At 68.8% G+C, this 13,399-nt stretch carries 11 protein-coding genes and 1 pseudogene; 2 read left to right on the top strand and 10 right to left on the bottom strand.

What is annotated here, in order from left to right; genetic code table 11:
- The 8 genes and pseudogenes from AB0J09_RS08295 to AB0J09_RS08260 all read right to left on the bottom strand — a co-directional run.
- On the bottom strand, window positions 1-188 hold a 188-nt coding region (locus AB0J09_RS08295; RefSeq protein ID WP_360687113.1), incomplete at its 3' end, for a hypothetical protein.
- A gap of 4 nt (window positions 189-192) precedes the next feature.
- Window positions 193-1,044 carry a zinc metalloprotease HtpX gene (gene htpX, locus AB0J09_RS08290; protein WP_360687110.1) on the bottom strand — a complete coding sequence of 284 codons (852 nt, stop codon included), beginning with the start codon at window positions 1,042-1,044 and terminating at the stop codon, window positions 193-195.
- Between the two features lie 189 nt (window positions 1,045-1,233).
- On the bottom strand, window positions 1,234-2,823 hold the full coding sequence (locus tag AB0J09_RS08285; RefSeq protein WP_360687107.1) for an NADH-quinone oxidoreductase subunit N: 1,590 nt from the start codon (window positions 2,821-2,823) through the stop codon (window positions 1,234-1,236).
- Window positions 2,820-4,622 (bottom strand): NADH-quinone oxidoreductase subunit M, encoded by a 1,803-nt coding sequence (locus AB0J09_RS08280; RefSeq protein WP_360687119.1) that lies wholly within the window; start codon window positions 4,620-4,622, stop codon window positions 2,820-2,822. The genes AB0J09_RS08285 and AB0J09_RS08280 overlap by 4 nt, the downstream gene beginning before the upstream one ends.
- Window positions 4,622-6,517, bottom strand: coding sequence for an NADH-quinone oxidoreductase subunit L (locus AB0J09_RS08275; protein WP_360687104.1), 1,896 nt, complete (start codon window positions 6,515-6,517; stop codon window positions 4,622-4,624). The genes AB0J09_RS08280 and AB0J09_RS08275 overlap by 1 nt, the downstream gene beginning before the upstream one ends.
- Window positions 6,518-6,765: 248 nt before the next feature.
- Window positions 6,766-7,056 (bottom strand): annotated as a pseudogene (gene nuoK, locus AB0J09_RS08270) (NADH-quinone oxidoreductase subunit NuoK); the annotation flags it as partial.
- Window positions 7,056-7,751, bottom strand: a complete 696-nt coding sequence (locus tag AB0J09_RS08265) for an NADH-quinone oxidoreductase subunit J (protein WP_360687101.1) — start codon at window positions 7,749-7,751, stop codon at window positions 7,056-7,058. The gene AB0J09_RS08265 and the pseudogene nuoK, both read right to left, overlap by 1 nt.
- Complete coding sequence (locus AB0J09_RS08260) at window positions 7,748-8,806, bottom strand: 4Fe-4S binding protein (protein ID WP_360687116.1); 1,059 nt, start codon at window positions 8,804-8,806, stop codon at window positions 7,748-7,750. Before AB0J09_RS08260 ends, AB0J09_RS08265 begins: the two co-directional genes overlap by 4 nt.
- A 160-nt stretch (window positions 8,807-8,966) precedes the next feature.
- Between AB0J09_RS08260 and AB0J09_RS08255 the strand changes: the two genes are divergently transcribed.
- Entirely contained in the window at window positions 8,967-10,457 is a 1,491-nt protein-coding gene (locus AB0J09_RS08255; protein ID WP_360687098.1) for a serine/threonine-protein kinase, read from the top strand.
- A 199-nt stretch (window positions 10,458-10,656) separates the two neighbouring features.
- Here the strand turns inward: AB0J09_RS08255 and AB0J09_RS08250 are convergent, their stop codons facing one another.
- Window positions 10,657-11,079, bottom strand: a complete 423-nt coding sequence (locus tag AB0J09_RS08250; protein ID WP_360687095.1) for a nuclear transport factor 2 family protein — start codon at window positions 11,077-11,079, stop codon at window positions 10,657-10,659.
- Window positions 11,080-11,232: 153 nt separating this feature from the next.
- Between AB0J09_RS08250 and AB0J09_RS08245 the strand changes: the two genes are divergently transcribed.
- Window positions 11,233-12,297: a serine hydrolase domain-containing protein gene (locus tag AB0J09_RS08245; RefSeq protein WP_360687092.1), complete on the top strand. Its 1,065-nt coding sequence runs from the start codon at window positions 11,233-11,235 to the stop codon at window positions 12,295-12,297.
- 173 nt (window positions 12,298-12,470) lie between these two features.
- Here the strand turns inward: AB0J09_RS08245 and AB0J09_RS08240 are convergent, their stop codons facing one another.
- Window positions 12,471-13,310, bottom strand: coding sequence for a hypothetical protein (locus tag AB0J09_RS08240; RefSeq protein ID WP_360687089.1), 840 nt, complete (start codon window positions 13,308-13,310; stop codon window positions 12,471-12,473).
- Window positions 13,311-13,399 lie beyond the last annotated feature (89 nt).

Below are 13,399 nucleotides of genomic sequence, written 5' to 3'. Positions count from 1 at the left end.
GCACCGAGCAGCAACTGAGCGATCACCTCGGCCCTGATCGAGCGTTCGCGGCCCCAGGTGTGGCCGTCCGCGGGTGCGTTCGCCCCGGCAGTGCGGCTGGTCCCGATCTGGAACGGGCCCAGCTCGACGGTTTCGCCGGTGGGGAACGCGTTCCAGAGCCTCCGCTCCGCCTTGGTTAATCGGCGCATGTGATCAGCGGCGGTAGCCGGCCATGCGCTCGAGGCGGGCGACCCGCTCGGACGTGGGCGGGTGCGTGGAGAACAGGCGGCCGAAGCCGGAGCCGCTGAACGGGTTCGCGATCATCATGTGGGAGGCGGAGGTCAGGCGGCTGTTCTCGGGGAGCGGAAGCCTGCGGGCGCCCATCTCGATCTTGCGGAGCGCCGAGGCCAGGGCGAGCGGGTCGCCGGTGAGCCTGGCACCCGATTCGTCGGCCTGGAACTCCCTTGTCCGGGAGATCGCCATCTGCACCATCCCAGCCGCCACCGGTCCGAGCACCATCATCAGCAGCGCACCCACGAACCCTGGACCCTCGTCGTCGTCCGAGCCGCCGAAGAACACGGCCACGTAGCTGAGCCAGGTGATCATCGTAGCCAGCGCGCCGGCCACAGAGGAGACGAGGATATCCCGGTTGTATACGTGTGACAGCTCGTGCCCGATCACTCCGCGCAGCTCCGCCTCGTCGAGCAGCTTGGTCAGGCCGTACGTCACGCACACCGCGGCCTGGCGAGGGCTTCTACCCGTCGCGAACGCGTTCGGCTGCACCGTCGGCGAGATGTACAGGCGTGGCATCGGCTGGCGTGCCTCGGTGGAGAGCTCTCGCACGATCCGGTAGAGCATGGGCTGCTCGACCTCGCTGACCGGCCTGGCACGCATGGCCGAAAGAGCGATGCGGTCGGAGAAGAAGTAGGCGATGCCGTTGCTCGCCAGAGCCAGCACGAGCGCGATCTGCACACCGGCGCCGCCGCCCAACCACGCGCCCGCCGCGACAATCAGCGCCGACAGGCCGCCGAGCAGAACGGCGGTGCGCAGACCGTTGTGGTGCAAGGCTCCCCCCTTCGTGGTCTGGGTTCACCTGGTCCAACGATGATGACCCGGTCCTTCGTTCCCCAACCGTCCCTCGCTCGTATCGCGCCGTGCTCGATCGGGGGCGCAGCGCGACCTCCGAGGCTCGGTTTCTCTTCCTGCTCAGGGGTCCCAGACGGGTGCGGCTTTCTCCTGCGTCTGGTTCGGGCCCTAACCGAAGGCTGAGAAGGAGGTCATGTCCAGGACCAGCTGTGGGGCGATCGAGAACAGGACTGCCGCCACCAGGGCGAGGCCTATGGCCAGCCACGTCGCCGGAGGCGGCCGGTGCTGGGTTGGTGCCGTCGCTCCTGCCGGGGTGAAGAGGCGTGCCGTCCAGACGGCGTAGTAGTAGAGGCCGATCACGGTGTTGACGGCCATGATCAGTGCCAGCCAGCCCGAGCCACCTTCGATGATCTCGCGGAAGACGAACACCTTCGCGAAGAGCCCGGCCAGGCCCGGTGGGAGACCTGCCAGGCAGACCAGGCAGAACGCGAGCGCAAGCCCTGCCGCCGGGCGCCGGAACGCCAGGCCGCGGTAGTCGTCGAGCTCGTTGCGGGTGGCGGTTCTGGAGACGAGCATGACCACCGCGAACGCACCGAGGTTCATGGCGGCGTAGATGACCAGGTACGCCATGGAGGCGCCGATCGCCCCCGTGGCCACGGTCTCCGGGGGCACGGCCGAGGTGACCGCGGCGGCGGGCCCGGCCTGCGCCGTGGCCGTCACTGCCAGGGGCGCCAGGATGTAGCCGGACTGCGCGACGGAGGACCAGGCCAGCAGGCGTACGGCGGAGCGTTGGCGCATGGCGAGCAGATTGCCTGCGGTCATGGTCAACGCGGCGATGATCCCCACGATGGGCGCCCAGGTGGCGGCCTGCCCGGACAGTCCGGTGACCAGCACGAGAATCAGCCCCGCGAACCCGGCCGCCTTGGAGATCACCGAGAGCAGCGCGGCCACCGGGACGGGAGCACCCTGGTAGACGTCGGCTGCCCAGGAGTGGAACGGCACCGCGGCGATCTTGAAGGCGAACCCCGCCACCACCAGAACGACGCCGACCGTGCCGACGGCGGGGAGGTCCTGGCCGGTCGCCAGCGCCGCACTCTCCGCCACGCCGGGCGCCGGGGCCTGGCCGCTGAACACGGCCGCCAGGCGGGACAGGTAGACCGTGCCCGCGATGCCGTACAGAAGCGACACGCCGAACAGCATGACGGCCGTCGACACGACGGACACGACGAAGAGCTTCACGGCGGCCTCGGAGGAGCGGCCGTCGTACCGCTTCATCGCGGTGAGGGCGAAGACCGGGAGCGAGACCAGTTCGAGCGCCACCACGAGCATGATCAAGTCTCGGGACGCGGGCAGTGTCACCGCGCCGACGAGGGTGCAGAGGAGCAGGAAGTACCACTCTCCGACCGGGATGCCGCCGGCCACCAGCTCGGTCATCGACATCAGTACGATCACCACGGCCGCGACGAGCACCATGCCCGCGAACACCAGCGTGAACCGGTCCGCCACGAAGGAGCACAGCCGGGCAGGTCCAGCGAGGTCGGGTGGAACGCAGAAAGTCGACTGCGGCCGGCCACCCTTGATCGCCTGGGTGACGACGAGGCCCAAAGAGACTAGGACGCCTGCCAGCGTGACCAGTCCCAGCACGGTCTTCGTGCGGGGGCGAGCCGGGAGGAACGCGTCCAGCATCAGCACCAGCCCGGCCACCAGCGCGAGCGCCAACGGAGGCGCGATCACGAAATAATCGATCTGCTGGATCATGAGGCGGCTCCCAGCAGGGTCTGGACGGCCGGTGTGGTGAGCGACAGGAGGAGCCCGGGCCAGAGCCCGAAGAGCAGGATCAGGACCACCAGCGGCGTCCATGCCAGCAGCTCGTAGCTCCTGATGTCATCCATCACCCGTCGGGCGCCGCCCAAGGGCCCGCCATCCCTCCCGGACCCGGTATCGCCCGAAAGAGCGCCGCCGCGCGCGGATCCGGCATCGCCTAGGGGCTCGCCGCCGGCTGCCGGCTCGTGCACGTCGCCCGAGGGCACCGGCGCCGGGCTCGGCTCCAGGGTGGCCGTCGCAGAGCGCTTCTCCGGCGAGCCGAGAGGTACGACGGGGCGTTCGTCGGGGGTGATGCCCTCCCACGGCCCCCCGTCCGGCAGGACGTCCGCGCCTCCGCCAGGCGTTCGCACGCCGGCGTGTCCCCTGGTGACTTCCTGGGGCCGGCCATGGGTGACGCGGGACAGCATGACGACGAAGTACGCGGCCGTCAGGACCGCGCCCAGTCCCCCGATCACCATGTACGTCAGGAACAGCGCGCGCGGCAGTCCGTTCGCCGGTTGGAACGCCCCGAACAGCGCCAGCATCTCGCCCCAGAACCCGGCCAGCCCCGGCAGCCCCAGCGAGGCGATCGCCGCGAACGTGAGCACCGACCCCAGGCGCGGCAGCGTCCCCAGCATGCCGCCACCCAGCGAAGGCATGTCGGCGGTATGGTAGCGGTCCTTGATCGCGCCGGCCAGGAAGAACAGCAGGCCGGTGATCAGGCCGTGGGCGACGTTCGCGAAGAGGGCGCCGTTGATGCCCACCGGGGTCAGCGTGGCGAACCCCAGCAGGACGAAGCCCATGTGACCGACCGACGAGTAGGCGATCATGCGTTTGAGGTCGCGCTGGGCGAGGCAGGCCAGAGCGCCGTAGACGATGCCCACCACGGCGAACGCACCCAGCCACGGTGCCACCACCGCCGCCCCCTCGGGGAGGATGGGGATGGCGATCCTGGCGAAGCCGTACGTGCCCATCTTCAGCAGGACCCCGGCGAGCAGCACCGAGCCCGCGGTGGGGGCCTCCGTGTGGGCGTCGGGCAGCCATGTGTGCAGCGGCCACATGGGGGTCTTCACCGCCAGGCCGATGCCGATCGCCACGAACGCCAGGACCTGCACGGATCTGGGCATACCGGCGCCGTGGGCCGCGCTCAGCGCCTCGATGTCGAGCGTGCCGGTCTGTGCCCACACGAGCAGTAGGCCGAGGAGCATCACGACCGAGCCGAGCAGCGTGTACAGGATGAACTTGATCGACGCCGCCCTGCGCCCCTCGCCGCCCCAGATGCCGATCAGGAAGTACATCGGGACGAGGACGATCTCGAAGAACACGAAGAAGAGCAGCAGGTCGAGGGCGAGGAACGTACCGATCATGCCTACTTCGAGCACGAGCAGCGTGAACACCAGCGCCCTCGGCCTCGCCCTCACGAACTCCCGCCGCGCGCCGCCCCAGCACAGATAGACGAAGCACAGGAACGTCAGCAGGGCCGTCAGTGTGATCAGCGGCAGGGAGATCCCGTCGACGCCGAGGTGGAAGCGCAGGCCCAGTCCCGGGATCCACGGCCGGTCCACCTCGAACTGCAGCCGTGCGCCCTGGCCGTAGTCGAACGTCGCCGCCAGCAGGACGGCGAGCGCCAGCGTGAGGCCCGACAGGGCCAGCCCGTACGTGTGCAGCAGGGGGCGGAGCCGGTGCGGCGCGAGGAGGAGCAGGAGCGCCCCGAGCAACGGCACGGCCAGCAGCGCGACAGTAAGCCAGCCCATCATGCGAACACCACCGCCCCCACCGCGATCAGCAGGACACCGGCCAGCACGCCGCTCACGTAGAGCTGGACGTTGCCGTTCTGGGCCAGTCGTAGCACTCCGGACAATCCGCGCGCCGACTTGCCGGACCCGCGCACCGCCCCGTCCACGACCACGTCGTCCGTTCTGACCACGAGCCTGGACAGCGCCAGGATCGGGCGTACGAACAGCGTGGCGTAAAGGCCGTCCACGTAGAACGCTCGCTCGCACGGCGCCCTCAGCGGCCCCAGCAGCCGGGCCGGGTCCGCGACGGGGTCGCTGCGCCAGAACGCGTACACGATCCCGGCGCCCAGCACGGCCAGCACGACGCTGATGGCCGCCACACCGAGGTCCAGGTGCAGCTCCCCGGCGAAGCCCAGCAGCAGGGCGGGGACGGCGAGGATGATGACGGGCACGAGCATCGTGCGTGGGGCCTCGGTGACGTCCATGACGTGGGCCATGCCTGGCGCCGGCTCCGGGAGCGCCACGGCCCGCGCCTCGCCGAAGAACGTGCGCAGCCATGCCCTGGTGGCGTACGCGCCGGTGACGGCCACGGTGGCGAGCGCGCTCCCGTACAGGAGGAGGGCGGCCGCGTCCGTCAGGCTCCCCTTGGACAGGGCGCCGTCCATGGCCAGCAGGATGCCGTCCTTGCTGAAGAAACCGCTGGCCGGAGGGATGCCCATCAACGCGGCGAAACCTATCGTCATCGTCACGAACGTCACCGGCAGCTCGCGGCGCAGGCCCCCCATCTGGGTCATAAGGTTGGAGCCGACGTGGTGGATCACCGCGCCCGCGCAGAGGAACAACAGGGCCTTGAACGCGCCGTGCGTCAGCAGGTGGAAGATGGCCGCCGTGTCCGAGCCCGCGGCCAGACCGCCCGCCATGTACGCGAGCTGGCTGATCGTGGAGTAGGCGAGCACGCGTTTCAGGTCGTCCTGGGCCAGCGCGGCCAGGGCGGCGCCCAGCATGCCGAGGGCCGCGATGACGGCGAGCACGTCGAGCGTGGGCCTGGCGGCGAGGAACGCCGGGAACAGCCTGGCCACGATGAAGATTCCGGCGGCGACCATGGTGGCGGCATGGATCAGGGCGCTGATCGGCGTCGGGCCCGCCATCGCATCGGGGAGCCACGTGTGCAGCGGGACCTGCGCGCTCTTGCCGGCCACCCCGGCCAGGAGGAGCATCGTGGCGGTCACGAGCGTGGTCGTGGACATGTCCGGCACCTTCTCCAGCACGTCGCTGACGCGGAAGCTGCCCGCCGCCAGGCCGAGTACGAAGATGCCGAAGAGGAAACCGACGTCGCCCAGGCGGGTGACGAGGAACGCCTTGATCGCCGCGCGCGAATTGCTCCGGTCTTCCCACCAATGGCCGATGAGGAGGTACGAGCAGAGGCCCATGATCTCCCAGCCCACGTAGAGGACCAGGAGGTCGCCCGCGTAGACCACCAGGAGCATGGCGCTGGTGAACAGGCTGATGAACGCGCTGTAGGAGGGGTAGCGCGGGTCGTCTTTGAGGTAGCCGACCGAGTAGACCTGCACGGCCAGGGCGACGAGGGTCACCAGGACGCCGAGGATGCTCGACAGGTTGTCGGCCTGCAGGATGAGCGTGATCGGGATGCCGCCGGTGACGATCGTGCCGTACGTCTGGCCTGTGGGTGGGGAGGTGGTGACGCCGTTGAGGAAGGCGAAGCCCGGACCCCAGGCGAGCCAGGCGGCGAGGACCGCTGAAACGGCTGTCGGGAGGACGGCGATCCAGGCTGCCCTGCTGTTGGCCCGCTCGTCCGGGCCGGAGGGACGCCGGTGGGGCCGGCGGGAGAGCAGCAGGCCCGCGGCCGCGGCCACGAAGGGCAGGAGCACGGCGATGAGCGGGAACGTCGTCATAGCCTGCCACCTCGCTTGACGGGCTGCTCGCCGCCGCGGCCGCCTTCGCTTTGTGCCCGTTCTGATGGGGCTGTTCGGTCGTGGTTGTGCTCGTTGCGCTCGCCCGTGGCGCGCGGACGGCCCTCGATCGGCTCGCCCGCATCGTTGAGCAGTCTGGCAGGCTCCGACGTACGTTCCTGGGCGTCGGCGTGGCTGCGTACCGGTGCCGTCGGAGAGGACGGGGGGTCGTCGGCGGGCTCGGCGAGGTCGCGGAGGAGGTCTATGTCGACGGTGCGGCGGTTGCGGAAGAGCGCCAGCACGATCGCCAGGCCCAGACCCACTTCGGCGGCTGCAATGACGATGACGAAGAGGGTGAGGACCTGGCCGCTGTGCAGGCGGTCGCCCAGCCACACGTCGAACGCGACCAGGTTGAGGTTGACGGCGTTGAGCATCAACTCGACCGACATCAGCACGAGGATCGTGTTGCGCCGGGCGAGCACGCCGTAGACGCCGACAGAGAAGAGCAGCGCGGAGACGACCGCCGGGTAGACGATGTGCACTAATGACCCCCGGTCTGATCGGGCGGCGGATTACCCCCGGTCCCGTCGGGCACCGCGTCGCCGGATTGGCCGGCTGTCGAGCGGTGCCCTGTCTCGGGGGGTGGTGCGCTTGCTCCCGTTCGGTCGCCTGGCGAGTTGCCGCCGGTCCGGTCAGGTGGTGAGCCTCCAGGGATATCGGTGCGGGACAGTACGATGGCGCCGATCAGGGCGGCGAGCAGGAGCACCGACAGGGCCTCGAACGGCAGCACCCAGGTGGCGAACACGCTGGCGCCCAGCTCCTTTGCCGCCCCTGAGCCGGGGCGCAGCGGTGTGTACGCCGTGCGGAATCCGTCGATCACTACCGTGACGAGGGTCGCTGCCGTTGCCACTGCCACCAGGGCTGAGACGAGGCGGTTGCCGCTGTCGAGGTCTGTGGACCGGCCGATGGGAGCGCGGGTGAGCATGATGCCGAACAGCAGCAGCACGACCACCGCGCCCACGTAGATCAGCACCTGGACCCAGGCGACGAACTCGGCGGTCAGAACGAGATAGCCGCCTGCCAGGGCGCCGAAACAGACCACGAGCCAGAGGGCGGCGTGGACGAGTTGTTTGGTCGTGACGACAAGCAGCGCCGATCCAACCGCTACCGCGCCCAGCAGCAAGAACACGATCTCTTGCCCGGTGGGTGACAGGTAGGAGGGCACTGCCTCGGTCACGACTCCTCCTCGGACTCCCCTGTTTCGTCAGGACCGAGCCGCCCGGGTGGTCGGATGGACCGTGGATCGGCCATCCTGCGTCTGCGGGGGCTCGTGGCAGAAGTTTGCTGCTCCGGCTCGGGCTCCGGTTGCGCTGCGCCCGAGGCTGTGGACAACTTTTCTGGGGACGGCTGGTCTGTGGATGAAGCCGTGCCCGGGGGTGGCTGCTCGGCGGAAGGGCTGGGGGTCGGCTCGCCCGGTGAGGCGGAGCGGCTGGGCGGCCGGCCCTCGGCGGAGGATGTGGGGGTCTCGTGCTCAGAGGAGGACGGGAGGGCGCCTGGAGGACGGATTCCCCGTACGTTCTGCATCGGCCGGCGTGGGCGTCCGCGGCCGCCCTGAGGGCCTGAAGGGGTGGCAGGACCCGGTTCGGGGGCGTCTGCGGCGGGCCCCGCATCCTGGGCAGCGGTCTCGGCCGGAGAAGGGCCGGCCTTGGGCATCGTCTCACCAGTGCCTGCCGTGGGCCCCCCAGTGTCTGGAGTGGGCTGCGTGCCTGCAGTGCCTGTGGCGCCTTGCGTTTCCGGTGACGCGGTCGCGCTTTCCCGCTCTTCCGCTTCTGGCGTGGGTTCTGGTTCTCGCGTGCTGGTTGTGGGCCGCGGGGTCCTTGTGGAAGGACGGTCTGCCGTACCCGATGGTGGGGCTTGGGTGGGCTTGGCGGCTCCTGGCGTGCGGGCGGCCGCGGGGCGGCGGGGGGCGGCGGTGAGTTCCTTGGGGGGTTCGGCGCCTGGGTCGTGGGCCGGAGGTGGAGGGACCGTCTGGGTCCAGGCGGCCAGCTTGTCCTTTTCGTGGATGAGGTTGCGGATGTCGCCTTCCGCGTACTCGAACTCCGGGGACCAGAAGAGGGCGTCGAAGGGGCACACCTCGATGCAGATGCCGCAGTACATGCACAACGAGAAGTCGATGGCGAAGCGGTCGAGGACGTTGCGCTGGCGGGGGCGGCCGCCCTCAGGGGCCGGGATGGTCTCCTTGTGGGAGTCGATGTAGATGCACCAGTCGGGGCACTCTCGGGCACAGAGCATGCAAGAGGTGCAGTTTTCCTCGACCAGGGCGATGACGCCTCGGCTTCGGGGTGGGAGGGCAGGTTTGACCTCGGGATACTGCTGCGTCACAGATTTGCGCAGCATGTGGCGAAGGGTGATGGATAGCCCTTTTGCCAGTCCGACTCCCGGTATCCGCGCCATGTTCAACATCATGACCCAACTCGCCTCGCAGGTGAACGAGTGGGGGCGTTGTCCCCAGCTTTTCCACAGTCATCCACAGGTTAGCGGGAGGTTATCCACAAGCTGTGCGCATGCCCGGTATGAACCGTGGCGGGGCGATAGTCTCTCGGCCATGCAGCAGAGCCATCAGGTCCGTCCCGGTGGCGGGGCGTGGGCGGCCGCCGTCGTGTGGGCCTGCCTACCCTTGTTCACGTGCGGGCTGGCGACCCCGTTCACGATCGGGTTCGCGGCGTTCTGGCTGCGGAGCATCTGGCAGGTCTTCGCGGCTTCCGCTTATCTGGTCTGCATCGGCTCGTTCGTGATCGCGGCGCTGGCGTACGAGACCTTCGAGGACATTCCTCAGCCGCTGTCCGGGCTGGCCTCGCTCGGGCTGGTGGTCAGCTGGATCGGCGGGGTCATCCATTCGGGAATCCTGGTGCCCGCCATGGCGCGGGCGCGGCGTTGGGCGGCTCTCGGGGGGCCGATGCGCCAGCCGCACATGGATCTGCATCAGCGGACCACGGCACCCTCCAATCAGCAGCGTCATCAGCAGTTCGAGTCCTACCAGCGGCAGCCCGGAGCGCCCGCGTCCCATCCGCGGCGGGCCGGGCAACCCGAGTCCTATCGGCGGCGGCCCGGAGAGTCTGAGCCCTACCGGCGGCCTTCTGGAGAGCACGGATCTCATCAGCGGCGTCCCGGGGAGCCTGAGTGGATCGGGCATTATCGGGTGCTCCAGTCGCTCGGGCGCGGGGGCCAAGGGGCGGTTTATCTGGCTGCCGCGCCCAATGGGGCGCGGGTGGCGGTCAAGGTGCTGCACGATCTCGTCGATGAGACGGCGCGGGCCAGGTTCGCGCGGGAGGTGGACGTGGCTCGGCGAGTGGCGACGTTTTCCACAGCCCGCGTGCTCGACGTGAACATCTCCGGGCAGCATGCCTACATCGTCAGCGAATACGTGGAGGGGCCCTCGCTGGAGCAGCTCGTCAAGAAGCACGGGCCGCGCGACGAGGACAGTCTGACCCGGCTGGCGTTATCCACAGCCGGGGCGCTGGCGGCCATCCACAAGGCGGGGATCGTGCATCGTGATTTCAAGCCGAGCAATGTGCTGATCGGGAACGACGGGCCTCGCGTGATCGACTTCGGGATCGCCCGGGCGCTCGATCAGGTGACGATGATGACGTCGGGGAAGATGGTCGGGACGCCGCCGTACATGTCGCCTGAGCAGTTGACCGGGGAGGCTGTCGGTCCGGCTTCCGATGTGTTCAGCTGGGCTGTGACGATCATGTTCGCGGCCACGGGGAGGCCGGCGTTCGGGGAGGACACCGTGCCTGCCGTGTTCAACCGGGTGCTCACCTTTCACCCGGACTTATCGCCGTTGCCGCCTGCGCTGCGGGGAGTTGTGGGGACGTGCCTGAACAAGCGTCCCGAGGATCGGCCTTCTGCTTCTGATGCGATGCTGGCGATCGTGCATTGAGCGATTCCCGGAGTTCCGGAGTCGGTCCCGGGTCCTGGGGCTGGTGGGTGTTGTGAGTGAGAGGCTCCCTGCCGGCGCCGTTGTCCGAGTCGGGGCTCATGGGTTGATCGTGGCGCTGGGGTCGGTGTGAGTGGCGGTGGGGTTCGGTGAGTGGCGCTGGGGTTGCATCGGTGGCGCTTGGAACTCCTGAGAGCAATGATCAGTGCTGTGCGCTGAGGGCTCGCGCGACCGTAAGGCTGTCCTCGTAGATGTGGTAGCGGGTGATGAGCCCGTCTTCGACGGTGAGGTGTAGCGCGAACGGTGAGGTGTACGCGATACCGCCGGCTCGTACCGTCTGCACGATCTCTCCAAATACGACGGCGTGTGTCCCGTCGACCAGGATTTGCCTCACCGACGTGCCGTTCAGCTCGGGCACGTGATGGGCCTCCAGTGACCGGAAATGGTCCGTCACGTCGGCGCGGCTGGACCGGGGCCGGATCCACGGCACCGCTGGATGCCCCTCAGCGGGCCAGTCGAGCTGCCAGTCGATCGGCTCGGCGAACAACTCCGCGGTGCGACGGTGATCGCCCTCGGCCATCCTGCGCAGCAGCTCTTCCACGACGTCACGGGTGTCACTACTCATGCCGCAAACTCTTTCGGTCCGCGGCACGAGTCGTCGATTACCACCGAGGTAAGGGCAGAACCCGCCGAAGTCTTGCTTCCTGTGGTTTTCCGCAGGACGAGTGGGCGGAGCACCGCATTCTGCCATGACTTGTCCGTCCCTAGCGTTGAGCCCATGATGCAGACGCTGATGAACGTGCTGGTAGCGGTGACCGTTGCGGCGGGGGGCCAAGGAGACGGTGTACGCCCCGAACTGGAGAAGATCGTGGAGGGCAAGGGGGCGACAGCCGCTCTGGCGCGGGTCTCCGACGGCCCCCGGGCCTGGTCCGGCGCCGTGGGAGTGCGCGATCTCGAGCGCGGTGGGCGGCCCTCGCCCAACGGTTACTTCCGGATCGGGAGCGTCACCAAGACATTCGTGGCGACCGTGGTGCTCCAGCTCGTGGACGAGGGCAAGGTGCGGCTCGACGATCCCATCGACCGGCACCTGCCGGGCCTGGTACCAAATGGGGAGCGCATCACGGTACGTCAGCTCCTCAACCACACCAGCCATCTGTACGACTACATGAGTGAGCCGGGATACTCGACCAACCGGTGGCGCGGAGATGCGCGGTTTCGCTCCTATCAGCCGCGCGAACTGCTCAAAGTGGCCTTCGCCAAGAAGCTCCCCCATGACGGCACGTGGCACTACTCCAACACCAACTACGTGGTGCTCGGGCTGCTGGTTGAGAAGCTGACCGGCAGGGCCTACGGGGAGGAGGTCACGCGCCGCATTCTGCGCCCGCTGGGACTGCGCCACACGATCGTGCCGGGCGACCGGGCGGGGGTGCCGTCGCCGCATGCCAACGGGTACGAGCCGGTGCCTCACCTGGTGGATGCGACGCGGATGAACCCCTCGCTCGACTGGGCGGCGGGCGAGATGATCTCGACCACGGCGGACCTGGAGCGGTTCATGTCCGCCTTGCTGAGCGGCAAGCTGACCAGCGCCGCATCACTGCGGGCCATGCGCACGACCGTGGAGACAGGAGCCGGATTCGCCTATGGCCTCGGCCTGCAAGCGTACACGCTGCCGTGCGGCAGGGTGTGGGGGCACAGCGGTGAGCTGATCGGGTACCTGACGTTCGCGTTCCGCTCGGACTCGGGCAAGTCGATGACGATGTCGATCAACCCCTCGACCCGCAACCCGTCCACCGAGGAAGTCATGAGCATCGCCACCAAGGCGTTCTGCGGGGCGTCAGGCTGAGGACCTTCCCAGAACCGGTCCGGCGACGACCTGATCGCGTGCCGCACTACACCGGATCCCCCAGCGGCTGCGCAGCCGTCGGAAAGGTCTGCTCGACGACCTAGGCCGAACCCGTGTTCGGTGCCGCGGTGGGCGATCGGGCGGCCGGGTCCGCAGCGGGCGGTACTGACGCGTTAAGGGGTGGCCTCGGCGGCGGCCTTGGTGAGGTCGAGGTACTCCTCGCGTGACACGCTGTGTACGGCCAGGAAGAGGTCGTGACGTTCCGCGAAGCGGTGCGCGCCCTCCGGGGACCAATGGCCCGGGAAATGGTGGAGGGGGCGGCAGGGGCGGTCCAGGATGAACAGGCCGGTCAGGTCCTCATATCGGTAGATGAGGAGACCGAAGGCTTCGCCCGGGGATTCGCCCATGGGCAGGGTGGTCGCGAGGTCGAGGCCTTGGAATATCTGGAGTCTGTTGGAGGAGGCGCCTTTGAGGGCTGAACCGCTCGCTGAAAGCAGGAGCGTGCCTCTTCTTACCTGCCGGCGGTGGACCCTTGCGAAGACGGGGCGTAGGACCAGCAGCGCAGGGCTGAAGGCCACCATCAGCCATTTGGCTTCGAGAATGTCCAGCAGAAATCGGCCTATTGAGGAGAGGCCGCGCCAGGCGCTCCACATTCCCAGGGACGCCAGGTAGGCCATTAGCCCTATGCCGATGACTCCCGCGCAAATGGCCACCGGCTTGCGCCATTTGGCCGGCGAGGGCGGCGGGAGGCCGCGGACGCGCTGCCAGCCGGGGGCGCGGCCCGCCAGGACCGCACGTACGCGAGCCGGGAAGTGGGAGCGGGCGTCCACGAGCGGGATGCCGGCCACATGGGCGAAGTGCGCCAGGTCGGGGCCATACCAGTCGCCTGGCAGGTCGAGCAGGACCAGGCCGTCCGCGTCCAGGGCCGCCACGCCGTGGACGATCTGAGTTTCGCCCTTCTTGCCGCTGGTTTGCCGGTGGCAGTCGTAGCGGTAGAGGCTGGCGGGTGTCACGCGTACGGAATGGCCCGAGGCACCGTCGGTGACGGTAAGAGTTCGGCCGTCCGACGTCAGGACGGTTTGCGGGCAGCGGCCGCCTTTTG

Origin of the sequence: Nonomuraea sp. NPDC049784 (genome assembly GCF_040659615.1) — a bacterium.
Taxonomy (GTDB): Bacteria; Actinomycetota; Actinomycetes; order Streptosporangiales; family Streptosporangiaceae; genus Nonomuraea.
Note: the sequence above shows the minus strand (reverse complement) of the source record. Positions and strands in the feature narration are given on the sequence as shown.